Source organism: Paraburkholderia sp. RL17-347-BIC-D (assembly GCF_046027915.1).
Lineage (GTDB): Bacteria > Pseudomonadota > Gammaproteobacteria > Burkholderiales > Burkholderiaceae > Paraburkholderia.
Map to the genome: position 1 here is coordinate 217,504 of NZ_JARESS010000010.1, position 16,032 is coordinate 233,535.

General features: G+C 62.7%; 17 protein-coding genes. 8 read left to right on the forward strand and 9 right to left on the reverse strand.

The window, feature by feature from the left end:
- Entirely contained in the window at positions 1–1,026 is a 1,026-nt protein-coding gene (locus P0D96_RS16475) for a TRAP transporter substrate-binding protein (RefSeq protein WP_408314344.1), read from the reverse strand.
- Between the two features lie 198 nt (positions 1,027–1,224).
- Between P0D96_RS16475 and P0D96_RS16480 the strand changes: the two genes are divergently transcribed.
- A complete protein-coding gene (locus P0D96_RS16480; RefSeq protein ID WP_132378910.1) occupies positions 1,225–2,280 on the forward strand; it encodes a LacI family DNA-binding transcriptional regulator in 1,056 nt (351 codons plus the stop codon).
- A gap of 500 nt (positions 2,281–2,780) precedes the next feature.
- A complete protein-coding gene (locus tag P0D96_RS16485) occupies positions 2,781–3,149 on the forward strand; it encodes a hypothetical protein (protein WP_132378912.1) in 369 nt (122 codons plus the stop codon).
- Between the two features lie 74 nt (positions 3,150–3,223).
- On the opposite strand, the gene P0D96_RS16490 is transcribed toward P0D96_RS16485, so the two are convergent.
- Positions 3,224–3,844 carry a LysE family translocator gene (locus P0D96_RS16490; RefSeq protein ID WP_408314380.1) on the reverse strand — a complete coding sequence of 207 codons (621 nt, stop codon included), beginning with the start codon at positions 3,842–3,844 and terminating at the stop codon, positions 3,224–3,226.
- Positions 3,845–4,237: 393 nt separating this feature from the next.
- Between P0D96_RS16490 and P0D96_RS16495 the strand changes: the two genes are divergently transcribed.
- Positions 4,238–4,711, forward strand: a complete 474-nt coding sequence (locus tag P0D96_RS16495) for an Lrp/AsnC family transcriptional regulator (RefSeq protein WP_408177297.1) — start codon at positions 4,238–4,240, stop codon at positions 4,709–4,711.
- A 40-nt stretch (positions 4,712–4,751) separates the two neighbouring features.
- Here P0D96_RS16495 and P0D96_RS16500 read toward each other — a convergent pair whose 3' ends face one another.
- The gene (locus P0D96_RS16500; RefSeq protein WP_408314346.1) at positions 4,752–5,981 is read right to left on the reverse strand and encodes a YbfB/YjiJ family MFS transporter; all 1,230 of its coding nucleotides are present in this window, start codon (positions 5,979–5,981) and stop codon (positions 4,752–4,754) included.
- Positions 5,982–6,253: 272 nt separating this feature from the next.
- On the opposite strand from P0D96_RS16500, the gene P0D96_RS16505 reads away from it, so the two are divergent.
- The 3 genes from P0D96_RS16505 (at position 6,254) to P0D96_RS16515 (ending at position 8,416) form a co-directional block, all read left to right on the forward strand.
- Complete coding sequence (locus P0D96_RS16505; RefSeq protein WP_408314348.1) at positions 6,254–6,919, forward strand: nitroreductase family protein; 666 nt, start codon at positions 6,254–6,256, stop codon at positions 6,917–6,919.
- A gap of 153 nt (positions 6,920–7,072) precedes the next feature.
- Complete coding sequence (locus P0D96_RS16510) at positions 7,073–7,552, forward strand: hypothetical protein (protein WP_132378920.1); 480 nt, start codon at positions 7,073–7,075, stop codon at positions 7,550–7,552.
- A 12-nt stretch (positions 7,553–7,564) separates the two neighbouring features.
- Complete coding sequence (locus P0D96_RS16515) at positions 7,565–8,416, forward strand: 4'-phosphopantetheinyl transferase family protein (RefSeq protein WP_408177300.1); 852 nt, start codon at positions 7,565–7,567, stop codon at positions 8,414–8,416.
- Between the two features lie 20 nt (positions 8,417–8,436).
- On the opposite strand, the gene P0D96_RS16520 is transcribed toward P0D96_RS16515, so the two are convergent.
- The 5 genes from P0D96_RS16520 to P0D96_RS16540 form a co-directional block, all read right to left on the reverse strand.
- Positions 8,437–9,132 carry a 4'-phosphopantetheinyl transferase family protein gene (locus P0D96_RS16520; protein ID WP_408314350.1) on the reverse strand — a complete coding sequence of 232 codons (696 nt, stop codon included), beginning with the start codon at positions 9,130–9,132 and terminating at the stop codon, positions 8,437–8,439.
- Positions 9,133–9,223: 91 nt separating this feature from the next.
- Positions 9,224–9,700 (reverse strand): hypothetical protein, encoded by a 477-nt coding sequence (locus tag P0D96_RS16525; RefSeq protein WP_408177302.1) that lies wholly within the window; start codon positions 9,698–9,700, stop codon positions 9,224–9,226.
- A gap of 319 nt (positions 9,701–10,019) precedes the next feature.
- Positions 10,020–10,256, reverse strand: coding sequence for a DUF2783 domain-containing protein (locus P0D96_RS16530; protein WP_408177303.1), 237 nt, complete (start codon positions 10,254–10,256; stop codon positions 10,020–10,022).
- A 92-nt stretch (positions 10,257–10,348) separates the two neighbouring features.
- On the reverse strand, positions 10,349–12,058 hold the full coding sequence (locus tag P0D96_RS16535; RefSeq protein WP_408314351.1) for an FAD-dependent oxidoreductase: 1,710 nt from the start codon (positions 12,056–12,058) through the stop codon (positions 10,349–10,351).
- 54 nt (positions 12,059–12,112) lie between these two features.
- A complete protein-coding gene (locus tag P0D96_RS16540; RefSeq protein WP_007178302.1) occupies positions 12,113–13,072 on the reverse strand; it encodes an MBL fold metallo-hydrolase in 960 nt (319 codons plus the stop codon).
- A 238-nt stretch (positions 13,073–13,310) separates the two neighbouring features.
- Here P0D96_RS16540 and P0D96_RS16545 point away from each other — a divergent pair, with 238 nt between their 5' ends.
- The gene (locus P0D96_RS16545; RefSeq protein ID WP_408314353.1) at positions 13,311–14,198 is read left to right on the forward strand and encodes an IclR family transcriptional regulator; all 888 of its coding nucleotides are present in this window, start codon (positions 13,311–13,313) and stop codon (positions 14,196–14,198) included.
- Complete coding sequence (locus P0D96_RS16550; RefSeq protein ID WP_408177306.1) at positions 14,195–15,073, forward strand: IclR family transcriptional regulator; 879 nt, start codon at positions 14,195–14,197, stop codon at positions 15,071–15,073. The genes P0D96_RS16545 and P0D96_RS16550 overlap by 4 nt, the downstream gene beginning before the upstream one ends.
- Before the next feature lie 41 nt (positions 15,074–15,114).
- Here P0D96_RS16550 and P0D96_RS16555 read toward each other — a convergent pair whose 3' ends face one another.
- Positions 15,115–15,978 carry a MurR/RpiR family transcriptional regulator gene (locus tag P0D96_RS16555; RefSeq protein WP_408177307.1) on the reverse strand — a complete coding sequence of 288 codons (864 nt, stop codon included), beginning with the start codon at positions 15,976–15,978 and terminating at the stop codon, positions 15,115–15,117.
- Between the last annotated feature and the right edge of the window lie 54 nt (positions 15,979–16,032).

The window sequence follows — 16,032 nt, forward strand, 5'->3', positions numbered from 1 at the left end:
TCAAGCCAGCTTGCCGACCGATTGTTCGAGCAGGTCCCACGCCTGATTGCCGAACTTGCTTTTCCACTCGGCGTAGAAACCCGCCTGGCGCAGCGCCGCGCGGAACGTGTCCGGCGCGGGACGGTTGATCGAGAGACCCTTGCTTTGCAGATCCGCGACCGCCGCGTCGTTCAGCTTGCGCACGTCTTCACGCTGCCTGAGCGCCGACTGGTTGAACGCGTCGCTGGCAATGCCCTGCAAATCCTTCGGCAAGCGCTGCCACGCGCGCGGGTTCAGCACGAACCAGTAGCCGTCCCACATGTGATTGGTAAGCGAACAGAACTTCTGCACTTCGTAGAGCTTCGCGACCTGCACGATCGGCAGCGGGTTTTCCTGCGCATCGACGATATGGGTTTGCAGCGACGAATAGACCTCGCTGAATTGCAGACTCGTCGGCGCGGCGCCGAGTCCTTTGAACATGTCGATGCTGAGCGGACTCACCGGTACGCGAATCTTCAGACCGCGCATGTTCTGCGCGCTGGTGATGGCGCCGGTGCTGGTGGTCGTCTGACGAAAACCGTTGTCCCACATCTTTTCGAACGATTCGAGCCCGGCCTTCTGCATCGCGGCGCGCACGTAGGCGCCGAGCTTGCCGTCCATGGCGCTCCACACCTGGTTGTAGTCGCTGAACGCAAAGCCCACCGCGTTGATCGCAACCGATTGCGCGAGCGTCGATACCACCAGCGCGGACGGCGTGAACATCTCGATGCCGCCGCTACGCACCTGCGCGAGCATGTCGGTATCGCCGCCCAACTGGTTGTTTGGGAATATCCGGATCTCCATGCGCCCTTTCGACGCCTCTTTGATCTGATTGGCCGCTTCCTGCGAGCGCACGTTCAGCGGATGCGTGAGCGGCAGGTTGTTGCCGTACTTGAACACGAACTCCGGGCCGGACGCCGCGCGCACGATGGCCGGGAAGCCCAGCGCGCTGGCTACCGGCACGGCGGCTGCGGCACGCAGCAGGGTGCGTCTCGCGAGGTTGGTCATTTGAGCGTCTCCTTGCTTATAATTGATGTGACTGTCGAATCCATCAAAAACCATCATCGCCTGCTCGCTACGCCGTGATTTCCGGTCTCCGGTGTTGAGTCGTCGCGTGATAGCTGCAAGACTAGGCGTGCGCGGCAAGTGCTGTCAAACCGCGAACTTGATGTTTTTTGATGGAATTCCCTTCTCCGAAGGACCGCTATGTCCGAAACGGTTCACCTCACCGCCGCCGCGCGCGCCCGCATTCCCGACATTGCACGCGCCGCCGGTGTTTCGACCGCCACAGTGGATCGTGTGCTCAATGGCCGCGAAGGCGTGCGCGCCGTGACGGCGCAACGCGTGTTGCAAGCGGCCGCCCAACTCGGTTATCTGCTCACGCCAGAGGCGCCCGTCGTGCCCGCCTCGAAGCCGATGCGCATCGCGTTTCTGCTGCCCGCCGGCACCAACCGCTATTTGCACATGCTCGGCGACTACATCGACTTCGCACACGATCAGTGGAACGCGTTGGACATGAAGTGCCGCGTGCACTACGTCGAGAGTTTCAACCCGAAGGAACTGGCCGACCGTCTGTTGCACTACGGACAGCGTGCGGATGGCGTCGTGTTCATGGCGCTCGAACATCCGGTGGTGCGCGACGCCGTGAATGCATTGGCGGACCAGGGCGTGCCGGCCATCACGCTGATTTCGGATTTATCGAATGCGCGGCGGCTGGCTTACGTGGGCATCGACAATCGTGCGGCGGGACGTACCGCTGCGTTGCTGCTCGGGCGCTTCATGGGCCCTCGGCCGAGCGGAAAAATCGCCATGCTCGCGGGCAGCCTCAACTATCGCGGGCATGAGGAACGTGAGATCGGTTTTCTGCATTTGATCGAATCGACGTTTCCACAAGTGCGTGTGATCGGATTACGTGAGGGACACGACGATAGCGAACGCAACTATATGCAGACACGCAAGCTGCTGGAGCAGCATCCCGATCTCGCCGGCATTTACAACAGCGGCGGCGGATCGGATGGCGTGGCGCGCGCGATTGTCGAGGCGCGCTCAGAGCAGAAGATTCTGTTTGTCGGTCATGGCTTGACGCCTGACACGCGAGCGTTGCTGATCGACGGCACCATGGATGCGTTGATCACGCAAACGCCGCAAGCGATGGTGGGAAATTGTCTGCGCATTTTTCGCAACGTGCGCGAGAAGCGTGACGCGATGAGCGACGTGAAGCCGGTGCAATTTAGCATCGTTCTGCGGGAGAATTTGCCTTGAAATTTTCGTGGGCCGTCGATCCAAACTTGCTTAGGGTGAGGCTCGGCGTGGTGTCCGGCAGCATCGAACTGCCGCCGCTGGCTTGAGATAACACGTCAGGCACGCCGGATGCTCAATCACCTTCGTATTCAAACCTCGATACGAAAGGAGATCACATCATGCCTTACCTTCTCGGCTGGTTGCTTGGCGTCCCGTTGATCGTACTGGTCATCCTGTACCTCATCTTCCACTAATCCTTAGAACCTGCTCGTTTGCGCAGTTGATCCGAGGTTCGTTCCGCTGCGCCGCAGCCCCACCCGGCTGCGGCGCGCAAGGCGGCGCCAGCGTCCGGGCGTCGCCTTTCGCGCGTCCGCGCGATGCATGCGCGCCGAGTCATCGAGGCACCTATCTTTCCGCTTGCGCTGCGCGGAATGGCGCGTAAAACTAACCTTCCCTAGTCCGCGCAAAATGCCATATCTGCACACGTGCGCTCAGAATGCGTGCGAGGCAAGGAGGGACCGATGGCCAGCAACGAGTACACGCTGTCACACCAGGACGTGGTGAAAGCCGTCATTATTCATCAGGATATTCACGAGGGTTTCTGGACGCTGAACATCAATTTCGACGTCGCCGCCAGCCACGGTCCGCAACTACCCGACCCGTGCCTTGCCGTGACGATCAAAGGCATCGGCATCATGCGCGCGTCGCCTGCCGATCCGTTTGCGATCGACGCCGCACTCGTCAATCCGCCGGCTCAGCATGTCGAGGGAACGGTACGCATCGCGGCGGCTGTCAACGGCGCGCATCAAAGCGGCATGCAATTCTGCCGCGACGTCTATCGCAATGTCGCGGTACAGAGCGCGGTCAAAGCGCCTACCAAACCAAGTTGATTAAGGAGCCACGCGTCGCTTTTATTTCAAGGCGACGCGTGGCGTGGTGTTCGCCGCGCGATCCAGTGACGCGCTCAGCGCACCGCCGCCATCAGCGCGCCCATGCCGACCAGCACACTACCCATCAAACGATTCACGGCGCGCAGCCGCTTCGGCCGGTGTAAAACGGTGCGCAAGCGGTGCGAGCAAATTGCCGTCGACGCCACGCCCAACGCAAACACGCATGCAAATGTTGCGGCCAGCAAAAGATATTGCTGATTCGCGGACCAGTGCGCCACATTCGAAGGAGCGCTAATGAACTGCGGAAAGAACGATGGAAAAAACAGCAGCGTCTTCGGGTTGAGCCCCGAGGTGGCGAAGCCGCGCCAGAACAGGCTTCGTTGCTGAGCGTCGGCGGCCGGCGTCGCAAGACTTCCGCTGTGCCATTGCTTGCAACCGAGATACACCAGATAGATCGCGCCGGCCCAGCGCGGCGCGGTCAATGCGCGCTCGTCGATCAGCAGCAGCGAGTTCAGGCACAACGCGGTAAAGAGCAGTTGCAGAAGCACCGCACAGGTGCCGCCCCACACGCACGGCAGCGCGGCGCGCCAACCGGCGCTGAGTGCCTGACTCATCGTCAGCACATTGACGGGACCGGGGGAATAGACGAGGAGTAGAGAAGCAAGAAGAAATGAAACGTACAACGGGATCGGCATCGAAAGGCGTGTGGTTGCGGCATGCCAGTACATCCCGCCGCTATCCGCTCGGATCGAAAAACCCGGTCGTGCGGACGATCATGCTGGCAGGCATTCGGTTAGGAACATGCGTCCATGCCCGGCGAGCGCGTCTTACGGCGCTGGTAACGCCGCAATTCGCCTGCGTGCTGCCTCCTGTGAAAGACAGCGAGACACCGGATGGCAGCTTGTGGCCGCGCAAGGCCGCAGGCGCGAGGCCCGCAGCCCGGACGGTTGTCCCGGGCATGAATGCACCCTGAAAATATACCGGGACGCAGGCTGGATAGGCTTCTTAAAGCAATGAGCTTCCCGCGCGATGTCGGGACAATCTTCCTTTAGAATGCGATTTTCCAGAACAAGCTTCCAGTACCGCCCATGACCACCCGAAATCGCCCGCTCGACAACCAGGATCGCAAGATCATGCGCGAGTTGCAAAAGAACGCGCGCCTCAGCAATGCCGAGCTAGCGGAACTGGTCGGCATGTCGACCACGGCGTGCTGGAATCGCACGCGTCAGTTGGAAACGGAGGGGTATATCCGCGGCTACGTCGCGCTGCTCGATCAGCAGAAGCTCGGCTTCGCGGACATCGTCCTGCTCGAAGTGACGCTGGACCGTCACGACGACGACGCCCTCGCCCGCTTCGGCGCCGAATTGGCGACGCTGACCGAAGTGCTGGAGGCGTATCTCGTGTCGGGCGACTACGACTATCTGGTGAAGGTGGCGGTCGATGGCACGGCGGGCTACGAGCGGTTTCTGCGCGAGAAGCTCTACAAGATCGCCGGCATCCGGCATAGCCGCTCGATGTTCGCCTTGCGTTGCATGAAGAGCATCCCGTCCGTGCAGGTGTGAAAAACGTGAAGCGCAATTGCCTGAATGCGCGGACTCACGTTCAGCGCAACGCTTTCTGACACGCCGCCAGCACCGCGCCTGCCGCGAGCAGCAGCGCGGAATACACCAGCCCGCGCGCGAGACCCGCGCCGTCCGAGACCCAACCGATCACCATCGGTCCGACGATCTGCCCGAACGCGAACACGATCGTGAACGCGCTGATGCCTTTGGCCCAATGACTCGCGGGCAGATTGTGGCGCACGAAAGCCGTGGTCGACGCCACAGCGGAGAGAAACGTCGCGCCGAACAGGACGCCGGACACGAACGCCACCCACGGTTGCGTGAACAGAGCAGGCAGCAGCGTCGCGACCGCGAGCAAAGCGTTGAGCACCGCGAGCGCCTGGCCACCGCGCATGCGATCGAGCAATCCCGACCACACGCGCGCCGAGACCACCGTCGCCACGCCTAGCAGCAGATAAAACCCCGTAACGACAGCCGCGCTCATGCCCGCATTGCGCAACAGCGCGACAATAAACGTCATGTAGCCGATATAGCCGACGCCGAACAAGCCGTAGCCCGCCAGCGCGAAACTGAATCGCGGCCAACGGGGCGCATCGGCGGTGGCGTGTGATTGCGTGGCCGACGACGCCGTCGCGTGCACGCTCTCGATTTTTCGCGCGGCGCCGATGGCCACTGCGGCGAGTACCGCACACGCGAGCGCGAGTGCGAACCACGCAAACTGCCAGCCGTGCGCGACGTTGAAGATAGTCAGCGGCACCAGCACCGACGACGCCACGATGCCCCATCCCGTGCCACCGTAATACAAGCCGAGGACGAGCCCTGCGTCGTGCGGCCTCGCCGATGCGAGCCGCGCCGCCAACACGCCGCCGCTGATAAAAACCGCCGCGCTGCTCACGCCGGTGATCACGCGCAACACGAGCAGCGAGTCCGTGTCGGCAAGCAGCCCGCTGACTGCCATCAGTAGCGCAGTCGCCACGCAACCGCCGCCGAACAATGCGCCGGCCGACCATCTGCGCGCAAGGCGCGGAAAAGCCAGGGCACCGAGCAGATAACCCAGCGCGTTGGCCGTATTCATCGCGCCGGCTTGCGCGAAGCTCCAGCCGAGGTCGAGTTTCATCGACGGCAACAGCAGTGCGTATGCGAAGCGTGCGAGCCCGAGCGCGATCGCGCTGCCCAGCGACAGCGCCGCGGCGAGCATCAGCGTGGGGAGGCGTTGCGCCGCTTCGGTGGCCTTGGAAGTCGATGCGGTCTCGAATGTTTTTGTCGGCATGGGCAAGCGAAAGTGGGCAAGGAGGCTGTAAGCCGCTTTTGCCAAAAAGGCTGAATTCGGCACTTCGCCATCATATCCGGGGGCGCCGGGCGCGGTTGACCGTTAGTTGCGTTGATGCCTTCCCTTCGCCTGCTCTAGCTGCCGGTGGTTCGCGCCGTGCGCCGAACAGGCGCCAAACCAATCCACGAACATGCCTTCTAAATGCGAATGATTTGCATTTACTAGCAAATTAGCTCATTATTCAGCCCATACCATTCGCCGAAGCCGAGATCATGACGACACTAGACATCAGCCGCCCCGAAACCGACAACCAGCGCCCGGCGGCGGCAAAGCCTGCCGCCGGCGCCGGGCCGAAAGCTTCGGCGGCGCTCGAAGTCCTGCTGTCGCGTCAATCGCAATGGCCGCCGACCGAGCCCGGTCCGGCGGACGCCGAGCTCGAACTGATCTTCGACGCCGCCTTGCGCGCACCGGATCACGGCAATCTGCGTCCCTGGCGCTTTGTGACGATTCGCGGCGACGCACGCGGACCGCTCGGCGACGTGCTGGTCGACCTCGCCTGCGCCCGCTCGCCGGACGAACCGCGTTCGGCGCATGCGCATCGCCGGCAGAAGGCATTCGCCGCGCCGCTGCTGATCGCACTCGGCGCGGCAATCTCGGCGCATCCCAAGGTGCCCGAGATCGAGCAATTGCTGGCCGCCGGCGCGGCGGCGATGAACATGCTCAACGCGATCCATGCGCTCGCTTATGGCGGCTTCTGGTCCACCGGTCCGGACAGTTATGAGCCGCGCTTGCATGACGCATTGGGCTTCGCGCCGAACGAGCGCCTGCTCGGCTTCCTGTTTGTCGGCACGCCGAAAACGCCGGGGCAAGCACCGGCACGTCCGGCGCGCAGCGCACACGTGCGCGAGTGGCAGCCGACGCAGCCGGCTCAAAGCTGAAGCAAGCGTCGGTAACGGCATCAAACGTGAGCATCTGACGCAGGCTCTGCGTCTTCGCCCATCCGTCGCACGCGACAAGCACTGGCCTGCGACCCGGCACCCGCCCCATCCGGCCGGCGCGATTCATTGGACCGTGTCCATTCAGGAGCATCGATGAACTTTCGCTCTCAACACAGCAGCCGCCCGGAACTGATCGACGATCATCCGACCGATACCGCCGACGCGCCCGACCGCACCGTCCTGAGCGCCGTTCGCACATGGCTGCGGCCCGCCTGCGAAACGGCGCGCGGCGGCGTGCACTGGCGCGACATTCTCAGCGGCATCGGTCTGCGACCGGACGGCATCGAACACTTCGATCTACTGATGCGTTCGCTGATGCACGTGTCGTATCGGCCACTCGATATGCGCTGCCGCTGTGCCAGCGATCTCGGCAAGGACGAAGCGGTGATCCTGCAGACCATCGCGCTGCTGCAAAAAACGCATAGCGGTGCAGCGTTGCGCATGTTGAACGAATGGCTGCCCGCGCCCGCGGTGAGTGGTGTCCTGAAGCTGATTCGCTGGTTCGCCATCGATCTGCTCGACGCCGGTGTGGAACTCGACGTGCAAGCCCGGCGCGTCACGTACATGCATTGAGGAAGCAGGCCTATGCCATTGGAACTGGATCTGGCTTGCCCGGCGGCTTCGCGCCCGCGCGATAGCGGCGAGTCACGCGAAGTCGCCGCTGAACGCAGTGCTGGCGAACATGCCGTGCAGCCCGCCCGCCTCGCACCCACTATTGCCGCCGCGGCCACACCCGCATTCCTGTCCCATCCGCTGACTCGCAACTATCCGTACAACGTCGCCGCGCCGAGCGCAGGCGAGTTGCATCTTTGGCGGTTCCGCTGCGAATGGCTGCCGGTGCCCGTGCAAGAAGGCGATAGCTGGCTGTCGAAGAGCGAACGCGAGCGTGCGCGGCTGCATCCGAACGCCGCGTTGCGCAAACGCTTTATCAGCGCGCGAGTGGTCGTGCGCTGGATCGTCGGAAATCTGTTCGACTGCGAACCGCAAGCCGTCGATTTACAGGATGACGGCAACGAGAAACTGCGTGCGCGTCATCCTCGCGACGGCCGCGGCATCACAATCGATATCGCTTACGGCGGCATCTGGATTGTGATCGGCGTTGCGTCGGCGACGCTAGGATTGAGCGTCGTCGTGCCCTCGCCAGCCGCGGCGCCCGACGAGACGCCGGAAGCCTCGCAACGCCGCGCTCGCTACGGCAGTCTTTGCAATGCGCTGCGCTATGCGCCCGTCGATATCGATGTCGAACTGCTGTTCAGCCACTCCGCAAACGGTGCGTTCGATCTCGCGGAACACGGCCGCTGGCATGTGCTGGATGTGCCGATGGCCGGCAAGATTCGCGCTGCGGTCGCGCTTGCGCAGCCGGCCATGCAGCGACTCACACAGGTCCACGCGTTCGGCTGGCCGAAGGCTTTGGCGTTCGGACAGGTCAACGCTTAGCGCGCTGTGTTTGTTTGTGATTACCGAAGCGCGGTCACTGACCACGCGACGCACGCAGCGTAGCTGTCCGGTGCCACAAGCCAGTGCGCGGCGACATCGCGCATATCGTCTGGAATCTGCTTGCGCAGCGTCACGCGCTTGCTCTCACGCGGCAGCACCGTCAGATGTTGCAATCCGCGCGTGATCCCCGCGCCCGTTGTCTTGACAAGCGCTTCCTTGGCGACCCACGCATCGTAAAACGCATCGCTCTGCTGACCTGCGTCGAGGCGTTCGATCCACGCGACTTCTTCCGGATCGAGCGTCAAGGCCGCAATCGAATGCCAATCGAATTTGTCGCTGTGCTGCTCGATATCGACGCCCACGCGCCGAACCGGCGACATCGCGATCAGTCCATGCGCACCCGCATGCGATACATTGAAATCGAAGCGATTCGAATCCGCGAGATGGGGTCGGTGATTGGCGTCGAGCGCAAAACGCACGGCATGTGCCGCCATGTCGAGCCGCCGCGCGAGCTCTTCACGCAGCGCGGCGCGCACGGTCGCGAAGCGCAGCGCGTCTTCATGGCGGCGAAAGGTGCGGGCTCGCGTGCGTTCGTCCTCGCTGAGGGATGCAAAAGCCGGCGCGTCGAGCGACGCAGTGAAGTCGATGTCCATCCGCCACAACGCAATGTCGGACGGGCCATCGTGCGGCAGCGGAACGGGGTCGATCGAATACATGCAAAGGTTCGGACGTAATGGGCGCAATCGCGGACGCATAACCGCGACTCTACCCGATATGACGTACGAAGCCATCGATCTCGAGCGACGCTCAAACCTTCGGCGTGTCACCGATGTGGCACATCAACTGACAGAGGGTGGGATGACATCCGAGAGACTGCGGCACGTTCTTCGCACAGGCAGCGAACTGCCGCGACCAGATCGCATCGTCAGATGCTCCTGCCTGAGCGCCACGGGAAATTTTTTCACGGCACGCTGTCAGCGTCGCAGCCAACGCTTTCGCGCTCAAAGGATGCGCGTAATTCACCGTTGGATAGTCGCTAAACAACTGCCCCAACGGCAAATCTTCGACCGACGCCAATTCTCCGACGGCGAGTTGCGTGGCGATTTGCAACACTTCGCACTCGACTTCGAAAAAAAACGATTCAGGCGCTGCACGGCCAGGCGCGTAATGGTTAATCCAGAGCAACGCCGATTCGGCAAACTGCGCAGGAGAAAGCCACTTTCCGTCGACTTTCATCGACGCCAACTCTTGAACGACAAGGTCGCTTATCAAAAACAATTTCATCTCGTGTCTCTCTCTAGCCGAACGTGGGGAAATTCCCACCGGCAACGCACGAGGACATGGTGCGCCGGCACGAAGCAACCTGGCCCACCGGAACGTCACATCCTATGCGATCTGATCATCCTTCCCTCAACAAGCCGACTAGTATGAGGCAGCGCTTGTGCCGCTTTGCTAAGAAGAATCTGATAGTCAGAAAGAAAAAATTGAGATGAATCGCGGATTGTCTTCCGCGAATTTGAGAGGAAGCGCGCAACAAATCACTACTATTGACGTCTTCCGAAATCTGCGTTGCGCAAAGTCAATCTTTGCTCGCGCTATGCGGTTATGCAGCCAACGGACGCGCTTTACCATTTCGCGCCGACACGTCGGCCACGCCGTCGCGAGCATGCCGCATCGCTTCGAGCAGCGTGGCGTGATCGCCGATATGGTTGGCGAGCAGCAGGATCAGTTGCGCATTGGCCGACTGGCTCTGCGCATCGTCAAGATCGCGATGCATATCGATCAACGCCTCGTAGAAATCGTCGGGGCGGGCGAGATTCGATTGCGTGTTCAGTGTCATGTCTGTCTCCTGTCGACCAGAGTTGGCGCTTTAACGCTTACTCCGATCCCATGCAAATTGCTTGCGGCTATTGTTTTCCTGATGCCGCACGTTCAAGCCGTGCCTTCGACGCACAGTGCGCGTTTCAATGCATGCGCGACATCACCCGCATCGAGTTGCCGCCAGCGCGCGCAAACATGCTGGTCCGGACGAATCAAATAGAACGTGCCGGGTTTTGCGTCGTAGCGTGCGTGGGCCAGCCCTTCGATATCGTGCGCGACTTGCGCGTTCGCAGACACAAAGGCCTGCGGATCGCCATGCGTCACAACGACGAGCTTCAACGGAATCGGCCCAGCGCGCAACGTGTCCAACGCGGCCCGAGTCGCCTGATCGACACCTTGATCGCCGCACAACAGCACGCCGGTGAATTGCTGGCCGAGTTGCTGCAGCAGCCATGCCGGTTGTCCCGCCACCTGCACCGGTGCATCGACGCACGAGGCGCCCGGCACCATCGCCCCTTCAAACGGGTCACGGTCCGCTGTATTCAGCGGAGAATCACGCAACACCGCCGGCACTGACAGCCGGCCGCTATTGGCCAATTGCCGCGCAAACGGATGATGACGCGAGAGCTTCAGCACGGCATCGCGGAACACACGGCTCACGGGACTCTTCGGCGTGATGAAATCGGTGGAGCGCGTGGAGTTGCGGATGTTTTCGTCGGCGGCGAATTCGCGTTCGCTTGCATAGGTATCGAGCAAAGCATCGGAGGCCTTGCCTTCGAGCACCATCGCCAGTTTCCACGCGAGGTTTTCCGCGTCCTGCACACCGCTATTCGCACCGCGCGCGCCGAACGGCGACACGCCATGCGCGGAGTCGCCGGCGAACAACACGTTGCCGTGCCGGAAACGGTCCATGCGCAAACACGAGAACGTATAGACGCTGACCCATTCCAACTCGAACTTCGCGTCCGGCCCGAGCAGCGCACGCACGCGCGGAATGACGCGCTCCGGCGTCTTTTCCAGCACCGGGTCGGCGTCCCACCCTAGCTGGAAATCGATCCGCCACACATTATCCGGCTGACGATGCAGCAGCACCGATTGATTCGGATGAAACGGCGGATCGAACCAGAACCAGCGCTCAGTGGGAAACTCCGCTTCCATCTTGACGTCGGCGATCAGGAAACGATCCTTGAATGTCACGCCTTTACTGTCGAGTCCCATCAGATTGCGGATCGGACTGCGCGAGCCGTCGGCGGCGACCACATAGCGAGCGCGCAACGCGTACTGACCATTCGGCGTGTCGACGGTCAGCGTTACGCTGGCGTCGTGAGTGCCGGGCGTACCGCTTTGCTGCACGCCGACCACTTTGCTTTTCCAGCGGATCTCGATATTCGGCATCTCCTGCGCGCGTTCGAGTAGAAAGCCTTCGACGTAGTACTGCTGGAGGTTGATGAACGCGGGCCGGTTGTGGCCCGCTTCAGGTTGCAGATTGAACGTGTACACCAACTCGTCTTTCAGAAACACCTTGCCGACATTCCAGCTAATGCCCTTGTCTACCATTCGCTGGCCGCATCCCAAACGGTCGAAAATATCGAGCGAGCGTTTCGAAAAGCAGATCGCGCGCGATCCCGTGGACAATGAACAATCATCGTCGACCAGCACGACCGGCACGCCCTGCTGCGCGAGATCAATCGCGGTGGCGAGGCCCACCGGGCCCGCGCCGACCACGATCACGGGATAGGCCGCATGGTCCGCACCGCTCTGCGCGCTCTGTTCACGACACGGCTGGTATTCGAACGACAGCGTCTGGTAGTTGATGCTCATCTTGTGTCTCCGTCCTTCTCCGCTCTGCGGCGTCTTGCTGTGCGTCTGTTCTTATCAGGCTTGCAGCGCGTCCCACATTTCCTTGTCGCGCTGCGCGGTCCAGATACGCGGATGCGTGATGCCGCTCGCTTCGTCGAAAGCGCGCGAGACGTCGAACGGCAGACAGTGCTCGTAGATGAAGACATGGCCGAACTTCGGGTCCATCGCCTTGCGCGTGTGCGCCATCGCGGCCTTCAGATCGAGTTTCTGTTCGACGGCTTCACGGCCCTGTTGCAGCAACGTGGTGACGAAGTCTTTCGTGTAATCCAGACCCTTGTTGACGTCTTCCGGCGTGGTCAGCGCGGGGCCGCGGCCCGGCACGAGCTTGTCGGCCTTCAGCGCGCGCAATGCCTCGAGCGTGGCCGGCCATTGTTCGAGCTGCGCGTCGCCGCAATAACAGGCCGCGTCGTACTCGACCAGGTCGCCGGAGAACAGCACCTTCTGCGATGGCAGCCACACCACCGTATCGCCCTTCGTATGACCCGCGCCGAGATGCGCGATGCGTACTTCGAGCTTGCCGAGGAACAGCGTCATTTCCTTTTCGAATACGAGCGTCGGCCACGTCAGGCCCGGCACCGTTTCGACGCCGGCGAACAGGCGCGGGAAGCGTTCAATTTCCGACTTCATGTCCGCTTCGCCGCGCTCGACGATCATCTCGTACGTGCCGCGGCTCGCGATCACTTCCTGCGCGCCTTCTTCGAAATACGCCGATGCGCCGAGCACGCGCACCGCGTGATAGTGCGACAGCACGACGTATTTGATCGGTTTATCCGTGACGCTGCGAATCTTCGCGATGAGGTCTTGAGCCATGGCCGGCGTGGCGGTGGTGTCGACGATCAGCACGCCGTCGTCGCCGATGATCACGCCCGAGTTCGGATCGCCCTCGGCGGTGTACGCGTAGGCGTTTTCGGATAGCTTGGTCCACGTGACTTTCTTGACTTCCAGATCGGCCTGGGATGCGAATGCCTTTGCCATGCTTGTCTCCCTCAAAAGTTGGACGTGAGGCGAGACGGCCGGCTGCGCGAATGCCGCGCGGGCTGACAGTATTGGAGGATTGTCTCGCCCCGTTTTTGACTCTGTGACTGCGCCGGTGTGTCGGGGTGAATGCATCTTAGGACGGCGCCAGTTTATTTGTCAATAGCGAAATGTATCGCTATACACAAATCGCCAGAGGCCTAAGATGAGGATAGAAAGGCACAGGCCTTCGGTTAACATGGACCCTTTTTTACGGACGAGCGCGGGTGTGAGCAAAGCAGCGAAAGCGGCCACGGGCAAAGGCGCGGGCGTTAGCGAGACGACGGACGGCGGCAAGACGCAGCGCGGCATTCAGAGCGTCGAAGTGGGCGGTCGCGTGTTGCTGGCGCTCGCGCAGGCGCGCACGCCGCTCGCCTTGTCCGACCTCGCCAGCGCCGCGCAGATCGCGCCCGGGCAGGCGCACGCCTATCTGGTGAGCTTGAGCCGGCTGGGTCTGATCAAGCGCGACGAGCTTTCTGGCCGCTACGAACCCGGCCCGCTGTCGTTGCGGCTCGGTTTGCTGCATCTGGAAAACCAGCCGGCGTTTCGCGCCGCCGTGCCGCGCGTGGCCGCGCTGGCCGAAGCGATCGGTTTCAGCGTCGCGATCTGTATTGCCGGGCCGCAAGGGCCGACCATCGTTCGCTATGAGCACGCGGGCTTTCCGTTGCACGTCAATTTGCACGTGGGCACGGTGATGTCGCTGCCGGCCACATCGACGGGACGCGTGTTTTGCGCGTTTCTGCCGCGCGCGGCGCTGGATGCCATGTGGGCGAATCAGTCCGGCGCGGCGAATCGCGCCATGACACCGCCTGACCAAAGCACCGCCTTCGAAGCCACGCTGGACGCGATCCGCGCGCGCGGCCTGGAGTGCAGCGTGGATGCACCGAGTCCGGGCATCAGCAGTCTGAGCGCGCCCGTGCTGGATGCCGACGGCCGCTTGTCGCTCGCGCTGACGGTGATCGGCTCGACCGGCGCGATCGACGCCGCCGCCGACGGTCCGATCGCGCGCACACTGCTTGCCGCGGCGCGCGACATCGGCGCCGAACTGGCAACCGCACCTTCCCTGCTGGCTTCTTCCGCATCGTGACCGATTCTCTCGACACATCTCCCCGCACTTCCGCCGATGCCAAACCTCAGCGCGGCATCCAGTCGCTCGATAGCACGGGCGAGTTGTTGGCGGCGCTGGTCGCGGCGGCGCGGCCGCTGAATCTGCGCGATCTCGCGGCGGCCGCCGGCATGCCGCCGGCGAAAGCGTTTCCGCACCTGGTGAGCCTGCTCAAAATCGGCTTGCTCAATCGCGATGCGGCGGGCTGTTTCGAAGCCGGGCCGCTCGCGCTGGAACTGAGTTTGATCGGTTTGCAGCGATTGTCGCCGACGCGTGAAGCAGAGCCCGAGGTGGTCGAACTGGCGGCGTCGACGGGCATGAGCGTCGCGATGGCGGTGCTCGGGCCGCTTGGGCCGACCGTCGTGCGCCTGGAGGAATCGGCGCGACCGCTGCACGTGAGCCTGCGGGTCGGCACGGTGATGTCGCTGGCGAATACGGCGATCGGCCGCGTGTTCGCCGCCTATGTCGCGGACGACGTACGCGTGGGTTTGCTGGCGCAGGATCATCTGCGGTTGGCGGGCGCGAATGCGGCCGATGTTTTTGCGGGGAAGGCGAAGTCGGCAGCCGGTACGGACGCAGCGGCGGCATTGCCGCCGTTGACGAAAGCCTATGCGCAGCGTCTTGCGCAGATCCGTGCGGACGGCATCGACACGGCACTCAGCCGCCCTGTGCCGGGCATCAATACGCTAGCCGCGCCGGTACTGGATCATACGGGCAGCATCTGCCTGGTCCTGGCGTTGATGGGGCCGAGCGGCAGTTTCGACAGTGATTTGACGGGCGGCCCGGCGCAGACTTTGCGCGCCGCGACGTCACGCTTGTCGCGACGTTTTGGGTGGATGGCGACGGCTGCCGAGTAGTCAAAACTGCGCGGAAATCGACAAGCGACTTTCGCGGCCGCTCAATCCCCCGCCGCCTCCGGCTCATGCGACGCCAACCTCGCCTTCGCATGCCGCATCTTCTCGAGCGTCTTCGGCCCGGCTTTGAGCGCGACGCCAATCGCCAGCGCGTCCATGATGCACAGATGCACGAGCCGCGACACGCCCGGCGTATTCGGATCGATCGGGCTCGGCACGCGCAGCAGCAGCGCAATATCCACCAGCCACGCCAGCCGCGAGCCGACATTCGTCAGCGCAATCGTGGTCGCGCCACGCTCCTTGGCAATCTGAATGCTCTCGTTGACTTCGACACTGCGGCCCGAATGCGAAATCGCAAAGGCGACATCGCCCGGTTCCATGAGGCCCGCGTAAAGACGCTGAAGATGCCCATCGGTAAACGCAGTGGATGCAATATCGAGCCGCAGAAACCGCAGCGCCGCATCTTGCGCGACCAATCCCGAACCCGAACCGACGCCAAAGAAAAACACCCGCCGCGCGCTCGACAACGCAGCAATCGCACTCTCGACTACCGCCGGATCCAGCGCGCCACGCGCATGCGTGATGCCGTCGACCGCCGCCTCGCCCACCTTGTCCATGAGCGTCTGCACGTCGTCGTCGCGCGCCACCGCCGTGGATGCATACGGCAGCCCGCCCGCCACGCTCTGCGCCAATTGCATCTTGAAGTCGCGCAGACCATGCGCACCGATCGCGCGGCAAAAGCGCGTGACGGAAGGCTCGGACACGTCCGCGCGCTGCGCGAGTTCGGTGATGCTCGCGCGCATCGCGAAGTCGACGTCGCTCAACACCATGTCGGCGACCTTACGCTCGGCGGGCCGCAAACTGGCGAGTGCGCTGCGGATGTGGGGAATCAAGTTCGGTGCGGACACCCGGTGTTCCTTAAAAGCGCCCCCAGACCTGTCGCTTCGTGCGAGGCCCCCCGA